Annotated in this window: 31 protein-coding genes; 15 read left to right on the forward strand and 16 right to left on the reverse strand. The window is 66.5% G+C overall.

The features are described 5' to 3' along the window. The first annotated feature begins 8 nt into the window (after positions 1-8). The 4 genes from BM013_RS35205 to BM013_RS35220 all read left to right on the forward strand — a co-directional run bounded on the left by BM013_RS35205 (position 9) and on the right by BM013_RS35220 (position 2786). The gene (locus BM013_RS35205; RefSeq protein WP_093134184.1) at positions 9-326 is read left to right on the forward strand and encodes a FixH family protein; all 318 of its coding nucleotides are present in this window, start codon (positions 9-11) and stop codon (positions 324-326) included. Then, on the forward strand, positions 323-589 hold the full coding sequence (locus BM013_RS35210) for a hypothetical protein (RefSeq protein WP_093134007.1): 267 nt from the start codon (positions 323-325) through the stop codon (positions 587-589). Before BM013_RS35205 ends, BM013_RS35210 begins: the two co-directional genes overlap by 4 nt. 83 nt (positions 590-672) lie before the next feature. Continuing rightward, entirely contained in the window at positions 673-2076 is a 1404-nt protein-coding gene (gene hemN, locus BM013_RS35215) for an oxygen-independent coproporphyrinogen III oxidase (protein ID WP_093134187.1), read from the forward strand. 2 nt (positions 2077-2078) lie between these two features. Beyond that, positions 2079-2786: a sulfite exporter TauE/SafE family protein gene (locus BM013_RS35220; protein ID WP_093134010.1), complete on the forward strand. Its 708-nt coding sequence runs from the start codon at positions 2079-2081 to the stop codon at positions 2784-2786. On the opposite strand, the gene BM013_RS35225 is transcribed toward BM013_RS35220, so the two are convergent. From BM013_RS35225 to BM013_RS35235, 3 genes are all read right to left on the reverse strand, one after another. Next, positions 2755-3087, reverse strand: coding sequence for a hypothetical protein (locus BM013_RS35225; protein ID WP_143098447.1), 333 nt, complete (start codon positions 3085-3087; stop codon positions 2755-2757). The genes BM013_RS35220 and BM013_RS35225 overlap by 32 nt on opposite strands. 155 nt (positions 3088-3242) lie before the next feature. Next, positions 3243-3446 (reverse strand): YgaP family membrane protein, encoded by a 204-nt coding sequence (locus BM013_RS35230; protein ID WP_093134015.1) that lies wholly within the window; start codon positions 3444-3446, stop codon positions 3243-3245. Between the two features lie 90 nt (positions 3447-3536). Then, on the reverse strand, positions 3537-5117 hold the full coding sequence (locus tag BM013_RS35235; protein WP_093134017.1) for an oleate hydratase: 1581 nt from the start codon (positions 5115-5117) through the stop codon (positions 3537-3539). A 193-nt stretch (positions 5118-5310) separates the two neighbouring features. Between BM013_RS35235 and BM013_RS35240 the strand changes: the two genes are divergently transcribed. Both BM013_RS35240 and BM013_RS35245 read left to right on the forward strand, forming a co-directional pair. Further along, positions 5311-6135, forward strand: a complete 825-nt coding sequence (locus tag BM013_RS35240) for a universal stress protein (RefSeq protein WP_093134020.1) — start codon at positions 5311-5313, stop codon at positions 6133-6135. Between the two features lie 11 nt (positions 6136-6146). Continuing rightward, positions 6147-7499 carry an MBL fold metallo-hydrolase RNA specificity domain-containing protein gene (locus BM013_RS35245; protein WP_093134022.1) on the forward strand — a complete coding sequence of 451 codons (1353 nt, stop codon included), beginning with the start codon at positions 6147-6149 and terminating at the stop codon, positions 7497-7499. Between the two features lie 20 nt (positions 7500-7519). On the opposite strand, the gene BM013_RS35250 is transcribed toward BM013_RS35245, so the two are convergent. From BM013_RS35250 to BM013_RS40915, 3 genes are all read right to left on the reverse strand, one after another. Continuing rightward, a complete protein-coding gene (locus tag BM013_RS35250) occupies positions 7520-8509 on the reverse strand; it encodes a zinc-dependent alcohol dehydrogenase family protein (protein WP_093134025.1) in 990 nt (329 codons plus the stop codon). A gap of 9 nt (positions 8510-8518) precedes the next feature. Continuing rightward, positions 8519-9172, reverse strand: coding sequence for a BON domain-containing protein (locus BM013_RS35255; protein WP_093134028.1), 654 nt, complete (start codon positions 9170-9172; stop codon positions 8519-8521). Between the two features lie 106 nt (positions 9173-9278). Then, entirely contained in the window at positions 9279-9845 is a 567-nt protein-coding gene (locus BM013_RS40915) for a Rossmann-fold NAD(P)-binding domain-containing protein (protein WP_177225656.1), read from the reverse strand. A gap of 179 nt (positions 9846-10024) precedes the next feature. Between BM013_RS40915 and BM013_RS35265 the strand changes: the two genes are divergently transcribed. Further along, entirely contained in the window at positions 10025-10729 is a 705-nt protein-coding gene (locus BM013_RS35265; protein ID WP_093134033.1) for a Crp/Fnr family transcriptional regulator, read from the forward strand. Positions 10730-10732: 3 nt separating this feature from the next. On the opposite strand, the gene BM013_RS35270 is transcribed toward BM013_RS35265, so the two are convergent. Further along, complete coding sequence (locus BM013_RS35270; protein WP_093134035.1) at positions 10733-12841, reverse strand: PAS domain S-box protein; 2109 nt, start codon at positions 12839-12841, stop codon at positions 10733-10735. After that, positions 12834-13562 (reverse strand): winged helix-turn-helix domain-containing protein, encoded by a 729-nt coding sequence (locus BM013_RS35275; RefSeq protein WP_093134038.1) that lies wholly within the window; start codon positions 13560-13562, stop codon positions 12834-12836. The genes BM013_RS35270 and BM013_RS35275 overlap by 8 nt, the downstream gene beginning before the upstream one ends. A gap of 320 nt (positions 13563-13882) precedes the next feature. Between BM013_RS35275 and BM013_RS35280 the strand changes: the two genes are divergently transcribed. After that, positions 13883-14740, forward strand: coding sequence for a universal stress protein (locus BM013_RS35280; protein WP_093134041.1), 858 nt, complete (start codon positions 13883-13885; stop codon positions 14738-14740). A gap of 12 nt (positions 14741-14752) precedes the next feature. On the opposite strand, the gene BM013_RS35285 is transcribed toward BM013_RS35280, so the two are convergent. Continuing rightward, on the reverse strand, positions 14753-15007 hold the full coding sequence (locus tag BM013_RS35285; RefSeq protein WP_093134044.1) for a BON domain-containing protein: 255 nt from the start codon (positions 15005-15007) through the stop codon (positions 14753-14755). A gap of 408 nt (positions 15008-15415) precedes the next feature. Between BM013_RS35285 and BM013_RS35290 the strand changes: the two genes are divergently transcribed. Next, on the forward strand, positions 15416-16270 hold the full coding sequence (locus BM013_RS35290; RefSeq protein WP_093134190.1) for a universal stress protein: 855 nt from the start codon (positions 15416-15418) through the stop codon (positions 16268-16270). 24 nt (positions 16271-16294) lie between these two features. On the opposite strand, the gene BM013_RS35295 is transcribed toward BM013_RS35290, so the two are convergent. Next, a complete protein-coding gene (locus BM013_RS35295) occupies positions 16295-16804 on the reverse strand; it encodes a universal stress protein (protein WP_093134047.1) in 510 nt (169 codons plus the stop codon). A gap of 127 nt (positions 16805-16931) precedes the next feature. Between BM013_RS35295 and BM013_RS35300 the strand changes: the two genes are divergently transcribed. Further along, the gene (locus tag BM013_RS35300) at positions 16932-17519 is read left to right on the forward strand and encodes a hemerythrin domain-containing protein (protein ID WP_093134050.1); all 588 of its coding nucleotides are present in this window, start codon (positions 16932-16934) and stop codon (positions 17517-17519) included. A gap of 52 nt (positions 17520-17571) precedes the next feature. Here the strand turns inward: BM013_RS35300 and BM013_RS35305 are convergent, their stop codons facing one another. The 3 genes from BM013_RS35305 to BM013_RS35315 all read right to left on the reverse strand — a co-directional run bounded on the left by BM013_RS35305 (position 17572) and on the right by BM013_RS35315 (position 20089). Continuing rightward, positions 17572-17958 (reverse strand): TraR/DksA family transcriptional regulator, encoded by a 387-nt coding sequence (locus BM013_RS35305; protein ID WP_093134052.1) that lies wholly within the window; start codon positions 17956-17958, stop codon positions 17572-17574. Then, on the reverse strand, positions 17955-19319 hold the full coding sequence (locus BM013_RS35310) for a trypsin-like peptidase domain-containing protein (RefSeq protein ID WP_256221833.1): 1365 nt from the start codon (positions 19317-19319) through the stop codon (positions 17955-17957). The genes BM013_RS35305 and BM013_RS35310 overlap by 4 nt, the downstream gene beginning before the upstream one ends. 239 nt (positions 19320-19558) lie before the next feature. Beyond that, on the reverse strand, positions 19559-20089 hold the full coding sequence (locus BM013_RS35315) for a flavodoxin family protein (protein ID WP_093134057.1): 531 nt from the start codon (positions 20087-20089) through the stop codon (positions 19559-19561). Between the two features lie 134 nt (positions 20090-20223). On the opposite strand from BM013_RS35315, the gene BM013_RS35320 reads away from it, so the two are divergent. The 5 genes from BM013_RS35320 to BM013_RS35335 all read left to right on the forward strand — a co-directional run bounded on the left by BM013_RS35320 (position 20224) and on the right by BM013_RS35335 (position 23181). Further along, positions 20224-20646, forward strand: a complete 423-nt coding sequence (locus tag BM013_RS35320; protein ID WP_093134060.1) for a universal stress protein — start codon at positions 20224-20226, stop codon at positions 20644-20646. A gap of 94 nt (positions 20647-20740) precedes the next feature. Next, entirely contained in the window at positions 20741-22078 is a 1338-nt protein-coding gene (locus BM013_RS35325) for a trypsin-like peptidase domain-containing protein (RefSeq protein WP_256221834.1), read from the forward strand. A 9-nt stretch (positions 22079-22087) separates the two neighbouring features. After that, a complete protein-coding gene (locus tag BM013_RS35330; RefSeq protein WP_093134065.1) occupies positions 22088-22615 on the forward strand; it encodes an NUDIX hydrolase in 528 nt (175 codons plus the stop codon). A gap of 57 nt (positions 22616-22672) precedes the next feature. Next, positions 22673-22846 carry a hypothetical protein gene (locus tag BM013_RS41495; protein ID WP_177225657.1) on the forward strand — a complete coding sequence of 58 codons (174 nt, stop codon included), beginning with the start codon at positions 22673-22675 and terminating at the stop codon, positions 22844-22846. Next, positions 22843-23181: a high-potential iron-sulfur protein gene (locus BM013_RS35335; protein ID WP_256221835.1), complete on the forward strand. Its 339-nt coding sequence runs from the start codon at positions 22843-22845 to the stop codon at positions 23179-23181. The genes BM013_RS41495 and BM013_RS35335 overlap by 4 nt, the downstream gene beginning before the upstream one ends. A 62-nt stretch (positions 23182-23243) precedes the next feature. On the opposite strand, the gene phbB is transcribed toward BM013_RS35335, so the two are convergent. The 3 genes from phbB to BM013_RS35350 all read right to left on the reverse strand — a co-directional run bounded on the left by phbB (position 23244) and on the right by BM013_RS35350 (position 25553). Then, on the reverse strand, positions 23244-23963 hold the full coding sequence (phbB, locus tag BM013_RS35340) for an acetoacetyl-CoA reductase (protein ID WP_093134070.1): 720 nt from the start codon (positions 23961-23963) through the stop codon (positions 23244-23246). Positions 23964-23965: 2 nt separating this feature from the next. After that, the gene (locus BM013_RS35345; protein ID WP_093134073.1) at positions 23966-24619 is read right to left on the reverse strand and encodes a BON domain-containing protein; all 654 of its coding nucleotides are present in this window, start codon (positions 24617-24619) and stop codon (positions 23966-23968) included. A gap of 145 nt (positions 24620-24764) precedes the next feature. Beyond that, complete coding sequence (locus tag BM013_RS35350) at positions 24765-25553, reverse strand: LuxR C-terminal-related transcriptional regulator (protein ID WP_256221836.1); 789 nt, start codon at positions 25551-25553, stop codon at positions 24765-24767. Between the last annotated feature and the right edge of the window lies 1 nt (position 25554).

The following is a 25554-nucleotide window of genomic DNA, read 5'->3' on the forward strand; positions in this document are numbered from 1 at the left end:
TGAGCTACATGAATGCAACAACGTCAACTGTCACGGGATCAGATGCAAATGAACCGCCCGCGCTGGCATGGTGGCGCTATCCGCTGCTATGGATGGTGATAGGCGGGCCGACCGTGGTGGTGGTCGCGAGCGTCGTGACCTTCTGGTTGGCATGGAGCCGGCCGGACGCGCTGGTGTCTCAGGACTATTACCGCGAAGGCCTTGAGATCAACAAGACGCTGGGCGACAAGAGGTTCATGCCCGCGCTCACCGGGCGCAACCACTCGACGACGCCGGTCGATGACCTCCCGGCGCCCGCAATGCCTGTGAGGAGGAACTTGCCATGAACTGGCAGCGCCAGGTCATGGGGATCCTGTGGCCGTCATTCTTGGTGGCCTGTGGCATGGAGGTGCTGGTGTTCGCGTTGGTCGACCCGGTCAACGTTTACTGCGGGGCCGGTGCGCTGCACATGTCGCGCCAGGGCATCTACACCGGTTCGTTCTTTGTGTTCTGGCTGATGGCAGCCGCGTCGAGCGCCTTCACCGCGCTGCTGGCCGAGCCGAACGCCGATGAAGACGCCCCGGCACCCGGCGACGCACGCACGGGTTGACGCAGATCAAGCGCCCCACCGCGCGCCCAAGGCACAGTGCAGGCACGCCCGATCGGGACGCCTCCGACCTGAAGACCACCGACATGCATTGCGCAATCCAACCCGATCCCACCGCGTTGACGCTGCCGACAGAGCTGCTGAGCGAGTTCGGTGTGGCCGGACCACGCTACACCTCGTACCCCACGGCCGACCGGTTCGTCGAGGCCTTCGGCCCGGACGACCAAGCTCGGGCGATGCGCCTGCGACGCGAGGACGGCACGCAGTCCGCGCCGCTGTCGATGTACGTGCACATCCCGTTTTGCGAGTCGCTGTGCTACTACTGCGCCTGCAACAAGGTCGTCACGCGCCACCGCGAGAAGGCAAGCCACTACCTGAACTACCTGGCGCGCGAAGCGCAACTGCTGGCGGCGCAGTTGGAGCCTGGCGCTGCCGTGAGTCAATTGCACCTGGGCGGTGGATCACCCACCTTCCTTGACGACGCGGAGCTGGATGCGCTGCTGTCCATGCTGCGCGACAGCTTCACTTTCGCGGCCGGCGCGGAGCAGTCCATCGAGATCGATCCGCGCACGGTCGACGCGCAGAGGCTGGCGCACCTCTCCGCGCTGGGGTTCAACCGTTTGAGCTTCGGTGTGCAGGACTTCGACCCCGACGTTCAGCGCGCGGTGCACCGCATACAGCCTGCCTCCCAGGTGTTCGAGCTGATGGACGCCGCACGGTCGCTGGGGTTCGAATCAGTCAACGTCGACCTGATCTACGGGCTGCCGCGCCAGAACGACGCGTCGTTCGAGCGCACGCTTGCCCAGGTGAGCGCCTTGCGCCCTGACCGCATCGCGCTCTATGCCTACGCCCACCTGCCGGAGCGCTTCAAGTCTCAGCGGAGAATCCTCGCCGAAGACTTGCCCGACGCGCCCGCGAGGGTGCGCATGTTGGCGCGCGCCATCCAAGTGCTGGGCGGCGCAGGCTATGTGTACATCGGCATGGATCATTTCGCGCTGCCCGGCGATGCGCTGGCCATTGCCAAACGCCGCGGGCGTCTTCACCGCGATTTCCAAGGCTACAGCACGCAGCCCGACGGCGATCTGCTCGCCCTGGGGGTGTCGGCCATCGGCCGCGTGGGCGCCACCTACAGCCAGAACGCCAAGTCGCTGGAGCTGTACTACGACCTGCTCGACCAGCACCGCTTACCGGTGGTGCGAGGGCTCTCTTTGTCGCGCGACGACCTGCTTCGGCGCGACGTGATCATGGCCCTGATGTGCCACGGCCGTGTGGACTTCGACGCGATGGGGCAGGCGCACGCGATCGACTTTCGCAACCGCTTTGCCCCGGAGTTCGCCGCGCTCGGCCCGCTCGTTGCGAAAGGACTGGTGCGCCTGTCCGATCACCACATCGAGGTCACGCCGCAGGGCTGGTTCCTCGTGCGTGTGGTGGCGATGGTGTTCGACAAGTACTGCCATGCCAGTGGCACGCGCTTCTCGCACGTGGTCTGAGCATGCAGGGCGCTTTTGCCGGTGCCGCGCTGATCATGGGGCTGGTGGGTGGACCGCACTGCGTGGCCATGTGCGGTGCAGTGTCGGCGGCAGTGATCCGCATCGTGCCGGCCGCGTCTTCGGCACCGAACGGGGGGGTGGCCATGCCGGCGGTGCCATCCGCCGTCTTTCACATAGGGCGCATCGCCAGCTACGCCATTGCGGGCGCCGTGGCCGCTGCCAGTGTCGACAGCCTGGCGCAGGCCAGTACCCACGTCGCGGCGCTGCGCCCGCTTTGGGTGCTGCTGCATGTTCTCGTGTTCGTTTGGGGGGCGGTGCTGGCCGCCACCGGCAGGCAGCCCTTGTGGGCGCAGCGCGCGGGCCGGCTGCTCGAGGCGCGGCTGCGTCCGGTGAGCGGGGTCTCGCTTGCGGGCCTGTTGGCCACCGGTGTGCTTTGGGTCGCCATGCCCTGCGGGCTGCTGTATTCGGCCCTGATGCTCGCCAGCCTGGGCGACGGACCGCTTCAGGGGGCCATGGCGATGGCTTTGTTCGCGATGGGCAGTGCGCTGTCGATGTGGCTGGCGCCATGGCTCTGGCGGCTGCTGCACTGGAGCGGGCTCGGCAGGCACCAGAGATGGGGTGCGAGGTTGGCAGGCATCCTGCTCGCGGCGGTGGCGCTGCACGCCCTCTGGTCGGACATCAGCCGCCAGATCGACGCCTGGTGCCGTTGAACCGAACCGCCAACCGGGCAACATCGAGCGCCGTGCTGGCGCGCCCGCGTGTGAGCGGGCCGATCGGCAGTGCATTCTTTTCATCCAGGATACCCGTGCGCAGCGCGGCCCAGCCGTGCGGGGTGATCTCCAGCACGGTGGCCGTGTCCTGGCGCATGCAACTGCCGCAGTCGACGTGGGGCGGCGGGATGAGCACCCGGATGTGTCCGGCCGCCTCGAGCAGGCGCAGCCTGTCGACCAGCGCCTGGTCGGGCTCCACGCGGGGCAGCGGGGTTGCTGCGAGGCTCTTCAGCAGACTCATGCACATGGCGTCGCATCCTGGCATGCAAGGCTCAGTCGAGTGTGAGCCAAAAGATCAACAGGTTGAATGCCAACCACGCGCCCCCGCCGAGCAGCAGCGCGAGAAGCCCGATGCCGAGCCATTGAGATGCTGACATGGTAATTGCCCGCACGCCATCAGTGCCCGCTGCGAGGGCAGGAACTGAAGCCGAAAAGTGAATACAGGGGGCAACTTCCCATCGCACCGGTCAGGAGGGGAATGAGGCCGAGGTAGCCCCACCAGCCGACGTAGCCCATGCCGGCGAGCAGGATCAAAAGCGCACCGACACCGATGCGCAAGGTGCGGTCAGCGGCACCGACGTTGTTCGAGAGGAAGCCCATTCGATTCTCCTTGACGCGTCCGAAAAAAGGGGCGCAAGTCATGCTGCGCGTTGCGCAGTCTCGGGGGATTGAGATGGATCAACTATCGCGTCAGTGCACCAGTGTTCGCAGACTTGCGAGCGCGATTTTGGGGTCGGAGATGCCGTGGTAGATGGGCGGCACGTCCATCTTCAGGTCCATGAGCCCGTAGACACCATGCATCGCGCCGCGCACCGAATACTCCACCGTGAAGACGACATCGTCCGGGATCTCCACGTACTGGCCGAGCAAGGCGAAGTTCTTCGCCCCGGGCGGAATCACGCTCGGTCGGTCCGTGAACGTGCGGCGCTGGAACTCGCTGGTGATATACGGCATCATCACCGGCACGACGGTCGTGGTGCGCCGTACCTCGTCGAGGATGTCCTCGAAGCCCAGGTGGTGGATGAGTTCGCTCAGTATCTCTTGGCCGCTGGCCTGCGCCAGCGTCTGGTTGATGAAGTTGCCCTGCGTCTCGAGCAGCAACCCGTAGCCCCAGAGCGTGTACACACTGCCCGGCTGGGCGTCGAAGTGCGGGGGGTGCGGCACCACGATGGACATCAGCCAGCTCGAGTCCTTGAAGGTCATCAGGCCACCGGTGCCCGGTGCGTTGCCCGAGAAGGCCTGGATGCGCTGCATCAGCAGCGCACTGCGCATGGTGAGCGTGAACGACTCCCACTTGGTCTCCTCCACGTTGCCGCAGAAGACCTCGGGACGGCCCAGGCCGGGCGCCTTGCGCGCCAGGTTTTTCCATAGCGTCCACGCGCCGTCGCGCTGGTCGCGCACGAGTTCGGGCGCCTGGTGGTCATTGCCGTTGCGCGAGTCGGCGGTCATGGAGCCCAGCGTGAGCAGCGCGCACTCGTCCTGGGACAGCCGCACCACAGACGTCTGGCCGGCGCGCATGCAGCGCAGCGCCTGCAGTTTCAGGCCGTCGCCAGACTCGGCAAACTCCACATCGACCACCCGAGTGCCGTACTCGAATTGCACGCCGTGCGCAAGCAACCACCTCACCATGGGACGCACGATGGTGTCGTACTGGTTGAGCTCGGTTCGGCGAACCCCGCCCAGCGTGTGGATGCGCGGCAGTTCCTGCAAAAAGCGCAGCATGTAGCGTTTGAGTTCAATCGCGCTGTGCCAGTTCTGAAACGCAAAGGTGGTGCGCCACATGGTCCAGAAGTTGGTTTCCAGAAAGTGCGGCGAGAAGCACTCCGCGATGCGGCGCGCACCGAGGGCACGCTCGGGCGTGGCCAGCAGCCGCATCACCTCAAGTCGGTCCTGCAAGTCGAAGCCCAGGTCGCTGGCATCCAGGATGCGGTGATGGCGGTCGATCAGGCGCGCGCGTGCGTCGGAGCGCAACTCGAGGTTGAAGGCCCGCACTTCCTCGCGTACGGAGCGCGACGGCGTGGTCAACGAAGGAATGCTGTCGAGCACATTCCACAGGCAGGTGTAGGTCTCGTCCGTGAACATGCGTCCGCCGCGCGTGACGTAGCCCTGCGCGGCGTTGCCCGTGGCGTCAAGTGCACCGCCGGGCAGTGCCGCCTCCTCGAGGATCCGGATGCGCGAGCCGTGCATGCCGGCGTCGCGGATCAGCAGCACGGCTGCACTGAGCGCACCGATGCCGCTGCCGACAATGCAGGCGCTGGAAAAGGCGGTCATGGATGATTCCTCTGGGCCCCGAGTTGGGGCGGTGAATGGCTCAAGCCTACGACGCGCCGGGGGCGCCGCCTTGCGCGTCGTCAACCTTCGTGCGCTTACCGCCGACGAGTTGCGGTTGATGCAGCGCAAGCCATGAGGGATGGCGGCGCCTTAAGGTGGCTTCATCGAACTCTTTTCCTTGAGGAGCGTTGTCATGCAAAGCCCAAAATCCATCCTGCTTCACCTCGACAGTTCGCCGCGATCCACGCAACGCCTGAAGCTGGCGCGCCGGATGGCCGAAGCCTTCGACGCGGAGGTCACGGTCCTGCCGTGCACGCTGACGTCGCTCATGCGCTATCCCTTTGCATTGGAGGGGGCCGCGCAGGCGGTGACAATCATGCAGGCGCTCGACAAGGACGCACGTGACAAGATGCATGCCGCATTCCTTGAACAGAGCCTGGGCTCGCGGCGCATGCGGTGGATGGAGCCGATGGCCGATGCCCCCTGGAGCTTCGCACGGCAGGGGTTGTACGCGGATCTGATGATCATGGGCCAGCGCGACCGCGATGACCCGTACGACGCCGAGCTGCCGGGTGACTTTCTCACCAGCGTGTTGGTGGAGAGCGGCCGGCCTGCCCTGGTGTTGCCTTATGCCGGGCAATTCGGTCAGATCGGTCGCACGGTGCTGGTCGCGTGGAAGGAAACGCGCGAGTCCGCGCGCGCGGTGACGGCATCGCTGCCTTGGCTGCGCGCCGCCGCGCGGGTGCACCTGGTGTCGTACGGCGAAGGCGCGCAGCCTGCGCTGGAGGGGCTGCGCGACTACCTGCGCGCCCACGGCAGCCCAGAGCCGACGCTGCATGCCGACGACAGGCAGGAGGGTGATGTCGCCGGGCGCCTTCTGTCGCTGGCTTGCGACCTCGGAGCCGACCTGATGGTGATGGGTTGCTATGGCCACAGCCGTGCGCGCGAGTGGGTGCTCGGCGGCGCGACGCAATCGATGCTGGCATCGATGACGCTGCCGGTTCTGATGTCCCACTGAGCGAGGCCGCCATGCGCATCGATTTTCTCGGGGCCACGGGAACAGTCACCGGCTCGAAGTACCTGCTGACGCACGCGGGCCGCCGCCTGCTGGTCGATTGCGGCTTGTTCCAGGGCTTCAAGCAGCTGCGGCTGCGCAACTGGGAAGCGTTGCAGATGGACGCCGCGCACATCGACGCGGTGCTGCTCACGCATGCGCACCTGGACCACAGCGGCTTTGTCCCGCGGCTGGTAGAGCTCGGTTTCAAGGGCAAGATCTTCTGCACCGCCGCGACGCGCGCGCTGTGTGGCCTGCTGCTGCCCGACTCGGGCCATCTGCAGGAGGAAGAAGCCGACTTCGCGAACCGACATGGCCATTCCCGCCACAATCCGGCGCTGCCGCTGTATACGGAGCAGCAGGCTCGCGCGGCGCTCAAGCGCTTCGAAGTGCTGCCATTCGACGAGGCATCCACGCCATGGCCCGGCTGGTCGTGGCGGCTGAGCCGCGCCGGCCACATTCTGGGCGCGGGCAGCCTGCGCGTGGAATGGGACGGCGGCAGCATTCTGTTTTCCGGTGACCTGGGCCGCAGCGACGACATCGTGATGATGCCGCCCGACAAAGTGCAGCCGGCGGATTACGTGGTCGTCGAGTCGACCTATGGCGACCGTCTGCACCCCGACACGGACACCCTCGGCGAGCTGGCGAGCGCGATCAGCCGCACGGCGGCGCGCGGCGGTGTCGTGGTGATACCTGCCTTCGCCGTGGGACGTGCGCAGACCCTGCTGCATTGCATACAACTGCTCAAGGCGGCCCGGCGCATTCCCGACATGCCCGTCTACCTGAACAGTCCGATGGCCGCCGGTGTGACCGACATCTTTCGCGCGCACCCGGACGAGCACCGGCTCAGCGAGACGCAGTGCGCTGCGCTGCAGTCCGAAACCGTCATCGTCCGCACAGTCGAGGAATCGAAGCGTCTGAATTCGCTGAAGTACCCCTCGATCATCGTCTCGGCCAGCGGCATGGCCACAGGTGGGCGGGTCCTGCACCATCTCAAGGCCTATGCGCCCGATGCGAGAAATACGATTCTCTTCGCGGGCTTCCAGGCTGCGGGGACCCGTGGTGCGGCACTGGTGGGCGGCGCCACCTCGGTGAAGATTCACGGTGCCTATGTACCGGTCCGCGCGGAGGTGATCAACCTGGAGAGCCTGTCGGCACACGCCGACCGTGAGCAGTTGCTCGGCTGGCTGGACGCGCAGAAATCGCCGAAGCGTGTGTTCGTGACTCACGGCGAGCCAGCGGCTGCCGATGCGCTTCGCCTCGCCATCGAGGAGCGGCACCGCTGGCAGTGCACGGTGCCCGACTACAGGGACTCGTTCGGACTCTGAGTGTCCTCTCGCTCGCCGACTCAGGGCACAAGCACCGCCGCGCCTTCGACGCGGCCCGCGCGAAGGTCGGCCAATGCCTCGTTCGCCTGCTCGAGCGCGTAGGTCCTGACGTGCACCTGCAGGGGATGCGTCTGTGCGAAATCGAGGAAATCGTGGGCGTCCGCGCGCGTGAGGTTGGCCACGGAGACGATGCTGCGCTCCTGCCAGAGCAGCCGGTATGGGAATGATGGAATGTCGCTCATGTGGATGCCGCCGCAGACCACTCGTCCCCCCTTTTTCACGGCGCGCAGCGCAGCCGGCACCAGTTCGCCGGCGGGCGCGAAAATGATGGCGGCGTCCAAGCACACCGGCGCTCGTGCATCCGAGTTGCCTGCCCAAGCCGCGCCGAGGCTGCGCGCAAAAGTCTGCGCGGCGTTGTCGCCGGGGCGGGTGAATGCGAAGACCTCCCGTCCCTGCGCAATGGCCACCTGCGCCATCAGATGTGCCGCGGCTCCGAACCCGTACAGACCAATGCGTGCCGCGCCGTCGCCGGCCGCCTTCAGGCTGCGCCAGCCGATCAGACCCGCACACAGCAGCGGTGCAATTTGCGCAGCATCGGGTTCGGGAAAGGGCAGCGCAAAGCAGAACATCGCCTCGGCGATCACGTGGCTCGCGAAGCCGCCGTCGCGATGGTAGCCGGTGAAGCGCGGCGCATCGCACAGGTTCTCGCGGCCTTCCCGGCAGAAGTCGCAGCAGCCGCAGGTGTGTCCCAGCCAGGGCACGCCGACGCGCTCGCCGATGTGCCGGTCCTGCACGCCGGCCCCGATCGCCTCGACCACACCCACGATCTCGTGGCCCGGTACGATCGGCAGCACAGGCAAGGGCAGTTCGCCGTCGACGATGTGCAAGTCGGTACGGCACACCGCGCAGGCCAGTACCCGCAAGCGAAGCTCGCCGGGGCCGGGCTGCGGGATGGCGCGTCGATCAAGCTCGAGCGGCAACAACGGGGCGCTCAGCATCATGGCGCGCATGATGCTTGCTCAATGTTCGACCCGCAGGTCGTTGACCACGACCGCCACACCTGGCGCTGCCCATGCTGCATCCTGCACGGCGCCGCGCTCCGCCCAGGAGTGCACGGTGCCGCTGAGCGTGACCTGGGCACCTTGGAGCGCGATGGCGATGTGTCGTGATTCGCTGTCGGCCTGTCGAAAAGGTGCATCATGGATCTGCCGCGCCACATCGGCAGTCCGGACCTTGGGCGTGACCCTGAAGGTGTTGGACACGCCTCTCACGCCCGTCAGGGTTCGCACCGCGCTTTTGGCCGCGCTGCGCCGGTACTCCCATTTGACTTCACCCTCGAGCGTGAGCCAGCCGCTGTCCACTGTGGGGCGTACCTTGCCGCCGGCCATCAGCATGTTCCACTCCAGTGCCCGCTCGGCGGCCGCCGCAATCTCGGCATCGGTGCGCGCGTGCCCCGAAGGCAACTGGACATCCATCTCGATGGCCAGTGCCTTCACGCCGTGCACGCGTTGCACGGCGCGCTCGACAGCGTATTTCTCGGCATGGCTGAGCAGGTGGCCGATCAACGTGACCACGCCGTTCTTGACGATCACGTCCACATCGCCCGATGTGACGGCAGGCTCCCATGCCAGTTCGGTCTGCATGTCGTTGCGCAATTGGGCGTCGGTCTTCATTGACGTTTCCTCGCTGTGATGGCAGGACAGTCATGTGGACTGTAGGCTGGGCCTGCGCGGGTGCCTTGCGCTGGATCAAGCGACGCGTCCGAGGCAGCGGGCGTGATCAGGCGAGCCGCTCCGCCAGCAGTGCCTGCAGCACGAAGCGTCGGTTGTCAGCGCCTGGCAGCTCCTCGTCCAAACCGCGCACCAAGCGCATGGACGCATGCTCGTCGCAGGCGATGTCGTCGTACACGGGAATGCCTGCAGCGAGCTCGACCTCGCGCACGAGATCCGGCGCCATGCCCAGACAGACCACGGCGTCATACAGGCGGCCCAGCACGCGCGAAGTCTGCTGCACCTCGTCGGGACGGATGGCTTGAGAGAGGCTCCAGCGCATCGTGGCCACGCGGGCGCCCAGTTCGGCCGCGGCACGCAGCAGCAGAAGCGGAGCCTCGCTGTCCTGCGCTTGTCGCAGCACGCCAATGTTCTTGCCCTGTAGCAGCTTTGGCGTTGCGCCGGCGAGGGCGAACTGCCGCAACCGTCGGGCCAGCGTGGCCAGTTCGCTGGCTTGCTGCGGCAGCGGCTGCTGAGCCTGACGGTTCTGTGATTCGGATGGGGAAAGCATGGCGCGGAGATGTGTGACACCGACGAGGCTAATCGCGGCAGATGTGCGGATCTTGATGCGGATCAATTGCGCGTGCTTCGAGCAGGATTGGCCGCGCGACGGCGGCGCGCCTGTTGATACACACCGGACACAGATCATTCACGGAGCGTTACCCACCGTTGCCGAGCATTGGCACGGCGTTGCCTTGGGTTTCCTAGCATCGGGGCTACCGCGACGCTTCGCCAAGACTGCCCAAGGAGTTCCAGATGATCGAATCCACCGCCATCGAGAAGACTGCCGACAAGCTCAAGCTGTTGGGCGAGCAATTGCATCCGCAGCGCCGCATGGTGCATGCGGGCGACGCCATCTACCAGGCCGGCGAGAGCTTCGGTAACCTGTACATCCTGAACTCGGGTTTCTTCAAGCTCGTCAACCTTGCGGCCGACGGCCGCGAGCAAGTGGTGGGCTTGAAGTTTCGCGGTGACTGGCTGGGCTTCGACGGCATCGCCAGCGGGCATTACGTCTGCGACGCCGTGGCCATGGACACCGGTGAAGTCTGGAGCGTGTCTTACGACGCATTGCTAGCTGCTTGCATGACAAGTACGTCCCTACTACGCGTGCTGCATGCGGCCATGAGCCGCGAGATTGCGAACGACCGCGACTCGCTGATGTCGGTATGCACGCTGCCGGCCGATGCGCGCGTGGCTGAGTTCTTGCGCTATTGGGCCGAATCACTGGCAGAGCGCGGCATGCGCACCGACCAGATCACGCTGCGCATGACGCGCGCGGAAATCGGCAACTACCTGGGCATGACGCTGGAGAGCGTAAGCCGGGCGCTGTCGCGGCTGGCGCGCGACAACGTCATCGGCTTCGCCGAGAAGGGCCGCCGCGACGTGCACATTCCCGATGTGGGTGCTTTGTCGGCCTTCGTGCAGCGTTGTCTTGCGCCCGTGCCAGCCTTGCTGCACTGAGTATCAGATACCCGGGCCGGCCGCCAAAAGCTTGGCGATGGCCCGTGCCAGTTGGGTCCGTGTGTAAGGTTTGCGCAGCAAATCCCAGCTTTGAGACACGGCTCGGTCAGTGGCGAGAAGCTCCGACGAAAATCCCGACATCAGCAGGACCGAGATGCGCGGAAAGCGCTGCTGCACATCGGCTGCGAGTTGGGTGCCGCGCATGCCGGCGCCGAGTGCAATGTCACTGAGCAGCAGATCGAAAGGTCCGGCGCGGGAGTCTGACATTGCGGACAGCGCCTCTTCGCCAGTGGTGGCGGTCTCCACGCTGCAGCCCAGTGCAACCAGGAAGTTCTGCGCGACCATGCGCACTTCCGCATCGTCCTCGACCAGCATCACACGCAGGCCGAACGGAATGGGGCCGTCGTTGGATGGTGCTTCCCTCGCCGGCGCCGGAGCGCGTTCTTCTTCTTGGAGTTGCGGCAAGTACAGCGTGACCGTGGTCCCCACGGCCAGCCGGCTGTCGACGGCCACGGCGCCCTTCGACTGCTTGACGAAGCCGTACACCGTGCTCATGCCCAGGCCCGTGCCGCGGCCCGCTGCCTTGGTGGTGAAGAAGGGTTCGAACACGCGCTCCTTCACCTCGTCGGTCATGCCCGTGCCGGTGTCCGAGATGGAGATGGCGACGAATCGGCCTTCAGCGTTCGGCTCCATGCCCGACGTGCGCAAAGTCGAAGGCAGCACCGTGCCAGCTTCGGTGCGAAAGTGCAGCGTGCCGCCCTCGGGCATCGCGTCGCGCGCGTTGATAGCAATGTTCAGCAGCGCCGACTCGAGCTGCACCGGGTCGGCCAGCACCGGCGGGCAACCCGGCGCCGTGTCGACCGCGATGTGGATGCGCTGGTCAAGCGTGCGGCGCAGCATGTCGGCCAGCGAATGCAGCAGCGCATGGATGTCGACCACGCCGGGCTGCAGCACCTGCCGCCGCGAGAAGGCCAGCAGCTTGCCGGTGAGCTCCGCGCCGCGCCGGCTGGCGCGCATGGCGGCCGCCACGAGCTGCTGCGCGTAGGCGTCCTGCGCGAGCGCGGGCAGTTCCTCGAGCACCTGCAGGTTGCCCTGGATCACGGTGAGCAGGTTGTTGAAGTCGTGCGCAATGCCGCCGGTGAGCTGGCCCACGCTTTCCAGCCTTTGGGCATGCGCGAGCGCCTCTTCGGTCTGCACGCGCTGCAAGCTGGTGGCCAGCAGATTGGACAACTGCTCGAGGAAGCGGCGCTCCTCTTCACCAAAACGCTTGGGCGCCCTGGAGCGCACCGACAACATGCCGATCACGCGGCCCCGGTCCGACAGCGGCACCGCCAGCGCGCTGACGAGGCCGGCCTCCAGATAGGAGGGCGGCACCTTGAAACGTTCCTCATGTCGATAGTCGGCAATGACCACCGGACGGCCCTGCGACAGCACGAAGCCGGCCTGCGTGTCAGGGTGGTTGGCAATGTGCGCGCCGATTTCCTCGCCAGTCACGTTGCCGATGCCGCTGGCTACCCGGAATTCGAGCCTGTTGTGATCCAACAGCAGCACCATCGCGACATCGACTTCCAGGCCGGCCGCCGCGATGTGCGGCACTCGCTCGAGCACCACGTTCAGGTCGCGTGTGTCGACCGCCAAGCGTCCCAATTGAGCGAGATGGTCGCTGTAGCGCGCACGCTGCAGCGCTTGCCTGACGCGAGGATAAGCGCCGATGTCGCGGATCGCGGCCACCACGAACGGCAGGCCGTGGTCCTGAAGTGGACTGAGCGCGATCTCCACCATCACTTCGCTGCCGTCCCTGCGCTTGGCCACCAGCTCCATGTGCGAGCCCATGGGGCGCGGGCGCGGCGCGCGGCCGTAGGCCTCGCGGTAGGAGGCATGGCGCGGGCGGATGCTGTCGGGCACCAGCACGTCGACGTTCAGGCCCACGAGCTCGTCGGGGGCGTAGCCCAGCAGCGCCGCGGCCGAGGGGTTGGCCAACATGATGGCGCCGGCCTGGTCGACCAGCAGCAGCGAGTCGGGGTAGGCGATGAAGAGCGAGCGGAACACGCTGCCTTCCTCGATGCCCGAAGGCAGCGAGAGTGCGGCAAGGTGGCGCGCCGCGTCAACCATGCGAGACCGGAGGCACGAGGACGTAGCCCGCGCCGCGCACCGACTTGATGAGCTGCGGATCGTCCGCGTCGGCCTCGATCTTCTTGCGCAGCCGCCCGACCTGCACGTCGATCGTGCGATCGAAGGGGGCGGCCTCGCGCCCGCGCGTCTGCTCGAGCAGGAAGTCGCGCGACAGCACGCGCCCGGGGTGCCGCGCGAAGGCGCACAGCAGATCGAATTCGCCGCTGGTGAGCGGCACGTCTTGGCCGCGCCGATCCAGCAGGCAGCGCGATTCGGTGTCCAGTTGCCACCCGGCAAAGCGCAGCCGCTGGGGTGAGGAGGAGGGGGGCACGGCGAGCAACGGAGCAGTGGGTGCGAGCCGTCGAAGCACCGCCTTCACGCGCGCCACCAGTTCTCGCAGGTCGAAGGGTTTGGTCACGTAGTCGTCGGCGCCCAACTCGAGCCCGACCACCTTGTCGACCGGATCTCCCCGCCCGGTGACGATCACGAGGCCACAGCGCCAGCTTTCGCGCATGGACCGTGCGATGGAAAAGCCATCTTCGCCGGGCAGGCCGAGGTCGAGCAGCACAAGGTCGGCGGGGTCGCAGGCCATGAGCGACCTGAGCGCTGCACCGTTGTGCAACTGGGTCACCCGAAATCCGTGTCCCTGCAGGTACCCAGCCAGGAGTTGCGTGATGTCAACTTCGTCATCGAGAACCGCGATGTGGGGTGCCGAATTCATTTGTAACGAGAGCGGCTGGGATTTCTGGGAGCGTAGCACGCGCGACCCGGCAGCGGCGCAATTGCGCGGGTTGACGCGTGACTAAATATCGAGGTGCTGTCAGTGCCGGTTCTTTCGATCTGCGATATGTCCGCTCAATGGGGCCGGAGGTGGTCTAAACCGAAGCGGCCTTCTTGCAGTCGGTCTTGTAGGGCCGACGTTGATCCTGCGCAAGGCGCCGCGCAGCGAGCGGCTGCAGCATCACAGCAGCGGGTCACGGGGCCCAAGGCATCAACCATCATGACTGACGAATTCATCCTTCCAGGGCGCGAGGCAATGCCATGACGCTGTCCACCATCGCCGTTCATCTCGACCACACGGAGCGCTGCGAGCAGCGCACCGTCTTGGCCACGCGCTTGGCGAAGGCGCACGGCAGCCACTTGTGCGCGATTGTGCCGACCGGCGTGGGACACGGCGCGGCGCTGGTGGACATGGGGAGCAGCGTCGGCTCGATTGCCGCGGCAGACCGCCTCATTGCGGCCGCATCGCTTCATCTGAGACGGCGCGCCGAAACCGTCGCGCATGTGTTCAGGTGCCGCATCAAGGAACTTGGCTGCCCGTCGTTCGACGTGTGCCTTGTCGACGGCGAGCCGCTCGACGCATTGCTCGGGCACGGCCGCGCCTGCGACCTTCTAATCGTCGGCCAAGTGGATGCTGCAGCCACCGTGGTTGGAAAGGCCCGACACATGCATGAAGAAGCCATGCTGCATTCGGGACGCCCAGTGCTCATCGTTCCGCGCACGGGGGACTTCGCCTGCGTGGGGCAGCGCGTCTTGGTCGCGTGGGACGGCAGCCGTGAAGCGGCCATGGCGGTGCGAGGTGCGCTGCCGCTGCTGCGCCGAGCAGCGCAAGTCACGCTGGTGTCGATGCCCCCTGACGACGATCAGGACACCGTCGGTCGCTGGTGCATCCCACAGACGACGCATTGGCTCATGCGCCACGGCATCGACGCGCGGACCCTGTGCGACCGCGCGGACGGGCGCATCGCAGACGGGTTGGTGGCGCGTGCGCGGTCGCTGCAGGCGGACCCGGTGGTGATGGGAGGCTACGGACACAGCCGCGCACGAGAACGCACGCTCGGCGGCGTGACGCGCGAGATGCTGGCCCAGGCGGGCGTTCCGGTGCTCATGGCGCATTGAGGCGCCACGCGCTCATGTTTGCGGCGTCGTGGGCGCCCGCGCCAGTTCCCTTGACGCGCGCACGGTCAGCCGATTGACCAGTGTGGTCAGCCCTTCACTGCGACGGGCAGCACGCTCCGCCGCTTCGCGCTGGGCTTCGCAGGTGACTTCGCCACGCAGCGTGACGACGCCGTCCTTGACGCGTACGTCCACGTCGCTGGCGTTCACGGCCGGGTCCCAGTTGAGCTGGCCGAACACTTCATGTCGGAGTTGGAGATCGGAGTTCATGGCAATCCTTTGCGCTGCGAAACGATGTGAGCGGGCGCGCTGTCGATCGACCACGCGAGATAGCCAGCCGCGGCAGGGATCGGATCAGGGCACGCTGTCATTGTTCGGTCGTGCACGCCGACGGGCTTTGCGCTGGATCAACCCGTGGGTGCTCCCCGCGTTCTTGACGCAGGGCCTGCCGGGCACTGTGCGCTGCGCCAGAAAAGCGCGGAAGTTCTGTGGGCTCGCATGCGTCGCTGCTTGGGCGGCACTTTTGCGCAGCTGCAGTGACCGGGTCGAAACCGGGCATTCCGCCGAAACGCAACACAGGATTGATCGAGGTCAACGTGCCAGCGCTTGCCGCGTCTGAAGATGACCGTGACGCCCACCCCTCGCGCGAAGTGCCGCGCGTCCTCCGGAGACCGTTTCATGCAATACCCCACCATCCTCGTGCACTTGGACCGTACCGAGCGCACGCCGCGGTGTTCTGCACTGGCCATCGGCTGGGCGCGGGCGTACGGGGCGCACTTGATCGGACTGGTCCCGACGGGCTTTCAAGGCAGCACGCCTTCCGCTGGTTTGGTTCCAGGCGCCATGGCCCGCCCTGTCTCGGACTCGCAAGACTGCCTGCGCGGCCGCGCAGAGGCCATCAGCAGCGAGTTCCGTGCCGCCATCGCGGTCGGAGGACCCCTGTCTTGCGAAGTGCGGTTGGTGGATGGCGATACGGGCGACGCAGTGGTGCGGCACGGCCGCGCAAGCGATCTGATCGTGCTCGGGCAGAGCGATCGCCCGAGCGCCAGCGACGCCTCGGTACGAGCGCTGCCCGCCCACGTGTTGATGGAGGTGGGGCGACCGGTGCTGCTCGTGCCGTCGGATGGTCGCTTCGAGGGACCGCCACGACGCATCCTGGTCGGCTGGGACGGTTCGCGGGAGGCTGCCGTGGCGTTGCACGCGGCTCTGCCGGCGTTGAGATGCGCCTTGCGCGTCACATTGGCGTCGTACCGGTATTCCGACGCGCCGCGGCACGTCGAGGCCCAAGCATGGCGCCTGGCTTTAGCTGATACGCTGCAATTCTTGCAGCGGCACGGCATCCGGGCCAGGGCTGAGCGGGAGATCACGGCGCTGGACATCGGCGAGGCGCTGCTCTCGCGCGCGGTGGATCTGGACGCGGACCTGCTCGTGATGGGCGCCTACGGACATTCGCGCCTGCGCGAGCGCTTCCTGGGCGGCGTCACGCAACAGGTGTTCGCGCAGATGACGATGCCGGTGCTCGTTGCGCATTGATCGCGTGCCCCGGCGCGCAGCAACTCACTGGCTCGCGACTTCGCCGACGGGCAGGGTGAAGCTCTCGAACTCGGCCTTGGCTTGCTCCTCTGGCGCGCGTACCAGAAGCACAGGCACCGGCGACAGGCGAAGGATGTGTTCTGCGCTGCTGCCCATCACCCAGCGCCCGAGGCCGCGGCGTCCGTGCGTGCCGAGGACGATCAGCTGCGCCTGTGAAGACACCGCCTGCGCGATGACCTGGTCATTCACCGTGCCCTTGAAGGTATCGCACAGCACCACGTCCGCCGCCACGCCCTCGGCGGCGGCCTGTGCGCGGCCCTTTTCAAGGAGCGTCGTGGCGCTGGCGCGCAGTTCCTTGAGCCAGTCACCCGTGTACCCGGAATAGGCGTCCATGGAGAGCGCGAACGAGAGTTCGTCGATCACGTGAACGAGCCGGAGCCGCCCGCCGGTGATCTTCGCCAGCTGGATGGCTTCGGACAGGCCCCGGTTCGAGGTGGAGCTGCCGTCGACGGGAACAAGAATTCGCTGATACATGGAGGCCTCCTGAAGTGGGTGGATGTGCTGCCAGTATCGGGAGCGTGCGGTCGTCATGGCTTGATCTCGATCAAGCCGTGGCGACCGGCGCAGAGCCAACCTCGGGGCGTACCAAGAAAGACCCCTCATGAGCCCACATGTTGCCGTTCGTATCATTCGCCAAGAGCATGCTGCGTTGGCGGCCATGCTGCGCTCCATTGTCATGCTGCTCGAGCGGTGCCGCCGCGAGCGCACCCTGCCCGACTTCGGGCTGCTGCGCGCGATGCTGTTCTACGTGGACGAGTTTCCCGAGAAGCGCCATCACCGCAAGGAGACTGAGCTGCTCTTTCCCAAGCTGCGCGCGCGCACACCGCTGTCGCGCGAGCTGATCGACAAGCTCGACAATGACCACGCCTGGGGCGAGCGCAAGATCCGCAACGTCGAGCACGCACTGCTCGCGTTCGAGATGCTCGGCGAACCGCGCCAAGAGGCCTTCGAAGAGGCGGTGGGGCGGTACGTCGACTTCTACCTGGAGCACATGGCGCAGGAGGAGCGCGAGATCCTCCCGCTGGCCGAACGGGTGCTCGCAGAGGACGATTGGCGCGAGCTCGACGAAGCGTTCTCGCAGAATCGCGATCCGCTGACCGGTCACGCGCCGGAGTTCGAATACGACGCACTTTTCACGCGCATTGTCAACTTGGTACCCGCGCCCTTGGGGCTGGGACCCGCGTCGTAGCGCGCGACCGCGCAACGGTGCGGCGGCGGCGTTGCCGCCGTGCCCGTCACCGTCACCGCGGGGTACCGTGACGCAACGCCTTTTCTGCGGCCTCCTGGCACGCAGAGCAGCGCGCGGCCGTCGGCTGCGCCTGCAGCCGTTCGCGTGCGATGGCGTCCCCGCAGGCCGCGCAGGTGCCATAGCGACCCTCGGCCATCCGCTGCTGAGCGCGCTCAATGTCTGCGAGTCGTTCCCGGTCGATGTCGAACTCGGCGAATCGCACATCGTCGGCGCGCTCGGCCTCCGCTTCGTCCGCGTGGTCTGCGACCTCGCGCCCGTCGCGTTCGGTGATGGCCGCGTGCACTGGGTCTTCGCGACGAAGCTCGTCCAGGGTTTGCTGCTTCATGAGGTCGAGCCGTTGGCCCAGTGCGATGCAGTCGGTGGCGGTGAGGTGGCTCATGGTTTGGCTCGCTCGGTTGTGGAAGATGAATGCTCGGCAGACCCGGGCACGGCCGGCGCTGTTTGGGATGACGCCGGCGGCACTTGCACAGCCACGTAGGCCAGCCGACCGTCCCGCATGACCAGCAGCGCGACGGTGCGTCCTGGCGAAACCTGCGCCAGAGCGCGCCGGAAGTCGTCGACGTGTTCCAAGGGCATCGTGTTGAGCGCAATGATCAGATCGCCCTCTCGGAGGCCTTCGCTGCGTGCGGGACCGGCCGCCTCACGCACCACCAGCCCGCCTTGCGCGCGCATCTGCCGGCGAAGCGGCACGCTCAATTCGGCCAAGCTCAGGCCAAGGCCGTCGTTCCATTCGATGCTCACGGCTGCGGGACGCTCGGTCGATGCAGGTTGCTCCGACAGGCGGGTGCGTAGCATGCGCTTGTGGCCGCCGTGCCATACCTCGAGCGACACCACGGTGCCTGGCGCATGGCCCCCGATGCGCTGCGGCAGATCGCTGTAGTGGCTCACCGGCTTGCCGTCGATCGCGGTCAGCGCGTCGCCTTGCGCGAGCCCGGCAGACTTGGCGGGGCTTGCGTCTTCCACACGAACGACGAGGGCTCCGTTCGTGGTCGCCGGCAGTGCGAACGACTGTGCCAGCGCCGGCGTGAGCGCCTGGAATTCCGCGCCGAGATAGCCTCGCCGCACCCTGCCGTCGGACTGCAACTGGCGCGCGATGCGCATGGTCAAGTTGATCGGCACCGCGAACGACAGGCCCATGTAGCCACCGTTGCCGCTGTAGATCATCGAATTGATGCCGACGACTTCGCCGCGGCTGTTGAACAAGGGGCTGCCCGAGCTGCCTGGGTTGATGGCCACGTCGGTTTGAATGAAGGGAATGTCGCCTGCGCCGCCCATGACGCGGTCGATCGCGCTCACCACGCCAGCGGTCACACTGCCGTGGAAACCGAAAGGCGAGCTGATGGCTGCCACCCAATCGCCGGGTGCCACGCTGTCCGAGTCGCCGATCACGGCGTGCGGCAAGCCGCTGGCATCGATCTTCAGCAGGCCGACGTCGGTGCGCCGGTCCACGCCGACCACGTGTGCGATGAAGCGGCGTCCGTCGTCGAGCTGCACCTGCGCCTCGTCAATGTTCATCACAACGTGCGCGCTCGTGAGGATCAGGCCCTCGGCACTCAGGATGACGCCTGAGGCGAGGTCTCGGATCTGACTGATGCGCACGTTGGCCGGAAGTGGCCATGCGAGACGATCAGCAAAGTCGTGCTCGGGTGCGATCTCGAGCTCGATGCCCTCGGTGCTTTCATCGCGGCCGATGCGCAGTGTGCTGATGTCGACCACCCAAGCCCTGCGGCTCGCGATCAAGGAAGAGAAAGTGGGTGAGGGGCTGGCGGCAGGCGCGTTCACCGCGTCGAACTGCGGCCTCGCAGCAAGGATTGACGCGACGGCGTCGCCGTCGCCCCCGCAAGAACCACCCGAGGCTGAGCCAGGTCCCGCGCATGCAGCAAGCACACCGGCGCACATGATTGCGTAGGTCAATCCGACGACCCGACGCGCCCGTCCCGAGGAAAGGAAGATTTCTGCCACGACGAGAGACCCTGGTGTCAGCTCGCCTGCGGCGAGAGCGTCGCGGGTCGCGCTACGGCATTTGAATCTTCCGCGCTTCGAATCGCCGCACCGAAGGCTTGAAGACGGGCGGCGCAGCTGCCGTCGTCGACCTCGCGCATCGTTACCGCGGAGCTCAGAATCGGCGTGCGGCCGAGCAGGTCGCCGATCTCGGCCGCCGCATGGTGCGCGCCACTGCCGCCCATGACGCTGAGCACCGCCACATCGTGAAACAGATCGCGCCGACTGGCAACGAAGGCGCGCATCGGGCCACAGAGCTTGAGCGCCCAGATGGGCGAGATCAGCACCACCGCGTCGAAGTCGCTGGGTGGCGGGCCGTCATAGCGCACCGCCGGCTTGCGATGCAGCAGCGAGTCGAGCAGGCAGCGCAGGGTGCCCAAGGCGCCCAGGCGAGAACGGGTTTCCGTAATTTCAGCCATGCGCCAGTTCTGCTGGCTGCAAAGCAACTCGGCGACCCTGCGGGACGTGCCGGTGTTCGAATAGACGATCACTAGGATGTTGTTGCTCATGGCGAGTCCTTTGCGGTTCAAGCCGCCAATCTAGCGGTGTGCACCGCTGCGAGCCTTGATCTGGCGCAAGCGTCGAGGGAGCGCACCCGGCCACCATTTCGGTATCGCCGAACCCCACTCACGAAAGAAACGCCATGAAGATCCTGCTGGCCGTCGACGGCAGCGAGTGCACGACCCGCATGCTGTCTTACCTCCTCGCGCACAAGGCATGGTCCGGCGCGGGCCATGCCTTCACCGTCTTTACCGCCGTGCTGCCGGTGCCGCATCGCGCAGCCGCCTTCGCGGAACCCGGCCTGGTGCGGCAGTACTACGACGACGACGCCCGCATGGTGCTGGAGCCGGTTCGAACGCTGCTGGCCGGGAATCACCTCAACGCCGAGTACGTGCACCGGATCGGGCATCCGGCGGACGAGATCTCCGCTTTCGCACAGAAGGGCGGCTTCGACTTGGTGGTCATGGGTTCGCACGGGCACGGCCTGCTGGCCAACCTGGTGCTCGGCTCGGTTGCCACGAAGGTGCTGGCTGCCTGCACGGTTCCCGTACTGCTGGTGCGTTGACATGCACAGCGCGATGCGCGCCGCCGCCGCGGCAGGGTTGGGAGTGCTGTTTGTCTGCGCTGCGCCAATGAGTTGGGCGCAGGACCGCGCATGCATGGAGCGCTTGCCCCCCGCGGCGCAGGGTGCTCCCGATTTCGCCATGGCAGCGGCCCGCCAGGCGCCAGCGGTGGTGAGCATCGCGGTCAGCGGGTGGAACGGGGACTGGAGCGACACCGCCGCAGGGGGTGAAGGCAGCGATCTGCGGTCGTCATCTTCCTGGGCGGAGCGTGACGGGCGCGGCTTGGCATCGGGGTTCATCGTTCGCAATGACGGCTACATCTTGACCAGCGCGCACGCAGTGATCGGCGCCCAGCGTTTCGCGGTCTCCACCGTCGATCAACGGCGCTTTGAAGCCGAGGTTGTCGGCGTCGACCGCCGCACCGACGTGGCGCTGTTGAAGATCGCGGCTGTCGACCTGCCGGTCGTGACATCGGGCCGCAGCGCGCGCCTTTGTCCCGGCGAGCGCGTGGCCGCCATGGGCGCGCCCTTCGGCTTCGAGCGCAGCGTGACGGCTGGCGTGGTCAGTGCCAATCCGCGCTACATGCCCGGCGGCAACGGCGTGGCGCTGATACAGACGGACGTGGCGCTGAATCCTGGCAATTCCGGCGGACCGCTGTTCGACGAACGCGGGGACGTTGTCGGCATGAATTCGATGATCTATTCGCCCAGTGGTGGATACCTGGGCGTGTCTTTCAGCCTGCCGATCGACACGGCCCTGCGCATTGCGGACGAGCTGCGAACCAGCGGCCATGTCACGCGGGGCCATCTTGGCGCACGCACCCAGCCTGTGACCGCCGAGTTGGCGTCGGCGTTCGGGCTGGGCACGCCGCAGGGGGCCGTGGTCGTGCGTGTCGACCCCGGTAGTCCGGCAGAGCGCGCGGGACTGCGCAGCGGCGACGTCGTACTTGCCGTGGAGGCGACGGCGCCCATGAGTTATGCGGGCATTCAGGACCGCGTGTCCTCGGCACGCCCAGGGAGCCGGCTGGTGCTGAGCGTCTGGCGCCATCGTGCGGCGCTCTCGCTGCAGGTGAGTGTCGCGGCGAGCGCATTTGACGTGGTGCCGCCGAGCGTCGCGCGCGATGCGAACGAGGCGCGTTTGGGCCTCGAGCTCGCCGAGAGAACGGGTCCACTGGGCATCGGCTCTCTGGATCCGGGCCTCTACGTGAAAAGCGCCTCCGGTTCCGCACAGCAGGCCGGCCTGCGCTTCGGCGACGCCGTGCTGGCGGTCAACGACACGAGCGTGTCGGGGCTGACCGCTTTCGACGCAGCGCTGCGCGCCGCTGGCGACGGCAACGTCGTGGCGCTGCTCGTGATGCGGGGCAGCACGCGCAACTTCGTGGCCATTGCGCCCCCGCGCCGCGCGGGCACCCAGTCCGCCTTGCAGTCTCCCTGAGGCGCTGGCGTGAACTCCGTCAGCTACGGTGTGCTGGTTTTCAACGCGAATGCCGAACTGCTGCTGTGTCACGCGAGCGGCAGCCCGTGGTGGGACATTCCCAAAGGCGGCGGGCGTCGCGCGGAAAGCGGTCGACAGGCGGCCGTACGCGAAACCTTCGAGGAATGCGGCTTGCGCCTGGCGCCGGACACGCTGCTGCCATTGGGCAGCTTTGCCTACCGGCGCGGCAAGGACCTGCAGCTGTACGCGACCATGACCGAGCGTTTCGACCCACAAAGCTGTGTTTGTACCAGCCGGTTCACAGATCGTCATGGCGTGCTGCGCCCGGAGATGGACAACTACCGCTGGGCTGCATTCGGTGAGGTACCGCAGTGGTGCGGCAAGAGTCTGGCGCAGCTGCTGCTGAGAACCTTGTCGCTCGAGCGAACCCTGGCGCAGTTGCTTGCCATGGCGCAGCAGGGCGCGCAGCCCCAGCATGTCCAGGGAGCGCTTCAAAGCGGGACCCAAGTTCCGTCCGATGAGTCGACCGGCGATTGATCCCGCGCAAGGAGCATGGTGCAGCGTCGCCGAACAATGGCGCTCAGGAGATGCCCGATGAAAACAGCCGCTACCCGAATCCTGTGGATCCTCGCCTTTGCGGGCATCACTCTCGCGGCGACCGCCATGCTGGTCGTCGCGGGCTTGACCGACGGCTCCCAACAAGGGCAGGACGCACGCGTCGCTTGCCTGGTGCGCTGCCCGGGCTTTCTGGCCCGCGCGCTGAAATGAAACCTGTTCCCAACCCCACGAAAGCCAAAATGCGCGCACAACGCCGAACCTTCCTGATCGCCCTGGCCGCCGCCGGCGGCTTCGTCTCCATGACCGACAGCTTCGCGCAGGCGACGCTTGACGAGAAGGACCCGCAGGCTGCGGCCCTGGGCTACGTGACTGATTCATCCAGGGCCGACGCCAGGAAGTATCCGAAACACGACAACGGTCAGCTGTGCAATGGCTGTACGCTCTGGCAATCCAAACCTGCCGACGCTACCGGCAGCTGCGCGCTTTTTGCCGGCAAACCGGTGAACGCCAAAGGCTGGTGCAGCGCCTGGTCAAAAAAGGCCTGAACGCCTCAAGGCATCGACCCTGACAATCACATCGGGCAAGGCCTTCAGGCCTGTGCCCCTTTCTAGGCCATGTACTTGGCGCCGTTGACGCTGAGCGTCGCGCCGTTGATGAAGCCTGACGCATCGGCCACGAGGAACACCACGCAGCGTGCGATTTCCTCCGGCAACGCCAGTCGGCCGGCGGGAATGCCCGCGAGAATATGCGCCATGACCTGAGCATCGATCGCGCTGACCATGTCGGTGCTGGTGTAGCCTGGTGCGATCACGTTGGCTGTGATGCCACGCGACGCTCCCTCGAGTGCAAGCGACTTGGTGAAGCCGATGAGCCCTGCCTTCGTCGCAGCGTAGTTGGTCTGTCCGGCCTGGCCCGATAGGCCGTTGACCGAGCCCATGGTCACGATGCGGCCAAAGCGCCGCTCCCGCATGCCCTCGATGACCGCGCGGCACATGTTGAAGCAGCCGCCGAGATTCACGTCGAGCACTTCGCGCCACTGGGCGACGCTCATCTTGTGCAGCATGGCGTCGCGGGTGATTCCGGCATTGTTGACGAGCACCTCCACGGGACCCAGCTGCGATTCGACGCGCGCCACGCCGGCCGCGCAGGCAGCGTGGTCCGCCACGTTCCACCCGAAGGCCGGGATCGATGTGCGCGCGGTAAAGGCTTGCGCCATGTCCGGGCGGTTCGCGAAGTTCGCTGCCACGCGATAGCCCGCGGACTGCAGCGCCTCGGCCGTGGCCGCCCCGATGCCGGCAGTGGCGCCGGTGACGAGTGCGACACGCACGCTCAGGGGTCCACGAGAAGCTCGTTCACCACCACCGAGACCCCGGGCGTGCCCCAGGCCGCGCCTTGCACCGCATCGCGCTCGGTCCACGAATGGACCGTGCCGCGCAGCGTGACCTGAGAGCCCTCGACCGCTATCGCGAACTGGTTGACCTCGCGGTCGACCTGGCGCGACAGGGCGCCGCGGATCTTTTTCTCCACATCGGCGGCGCTGAGCTTGGGCTTCACCTTCACGAGGTTGGAGACGCCGGTCACGCCCATGAGGTCGCGCACCGCGCGTTCAGCGGCGCTTCGCTGATAGCCCCACTCGACGTCACCCTGGAGGGTGACCCAGCCGCTTTCGACCTGGGGCTGGATCTTGCCGTTGGGCACCAGCACGTTCCACTCGAGCGCGCGCTCGACGGCCAGCGCGATGTCGGCGTCGGTGCGCTCGTTGTCGAAGGCCAGCTTGACCTTGAGTTCCACGGCGGTCGCCTTCACGCCATGCACGCGCTGCACCGCTCGTTCCACGGCGTATTTTTCCGCATGGCTGGCCAGATGGCCGGTGAGCGTCACCACGCCGTCCTTGACGATGACGCCAACGTCCGAAGCCTTGAACGCCGGGTCCCAGTTGAGTTCAGCCTGAATGTCGTCGCGCAGTTGGGTGTCTGATTTCATGGAAGCTCCTTGCGGGGATGAGTTAAAAAAGGTCGGATGCCACGCGCTCACGGGAGTGTCCGCACGCCCTCGATGGAAACCGTTCGATCACTTTAGGAGGCCCGCTGCATCGGGCCTTGCGCTGGATCAACAGGGCAGCAGCACGCTAGAGAAAACCGAGTTTCGTGGCCGCGATCACCGCGTGCGCACGGGTGTGCACCTGCAGCTTGCTGCAGATGTTTTTCATGTGACTGCCCACGGTTTGGGCGCTGATCGACAAGCGGCGCGCGATGTCCTGGGTCACATGCCCCATCGCCACCAGTCGCAACACCTCGCATTCACGTCTCGAGAGTGTTCGCCTGCTCGCTGCATTGGCATGCAATTCGCGATCGTCACGGTTGGCGCGCAGCAGCATGCGTCGGGCGAGGCTCGGCGACACGGCAGCGCCACCGTTGGCGACTTGAAGCACGGATCTTGCAAAGTCCAGAAACCAGCAGTTCTTCACGAGGTAGCCGGAGGCTCCGAGGGAAAACGCGCGACGGACCGTGTCGGCGTCCTCCAGCGCCGAATGCACGATGACTTCTCGTGCCGCGCCGTCGCGCTTGGCGCTTTCGATGAGTTCGAAGCCCTTGCCCCCTCCCATCCGTACGTCCAGAATGAGCACGTCGACCGGGTTGTGCGCCAGCAGGCGCTTGGCCTCCTGAATGCTGGCCGCCTCGCCAGCGACGCAAACCCGCGGGTCCAATACCAATTCGCTCGCGATCGCACGGCGCACCGCGATGTTCTCGTCGGCCAACATCACTTTCACGGGTTTGTCGGTCTGACCTGCCAGGAAGTTCGGCCACGGGTTCGCCTGAAGCTGGCGTGATGCGGGTGGGATAGCTTCGATGTTCGCGAGCCAGCGAGGCGCGCCACGGGTCAGCGAAGGTGCAGGAACGCTCGGGGTGAGGTCCAAG

The sequence above is a fragment of the Variovorax sp. OK605 genome (assembly GCF_900115445.1).
GTDB lineage: Bacteria > Pseudomonadota > Gammaproteobacteria > Burkholderiales > Burkholderiaceae_C > Variovorax.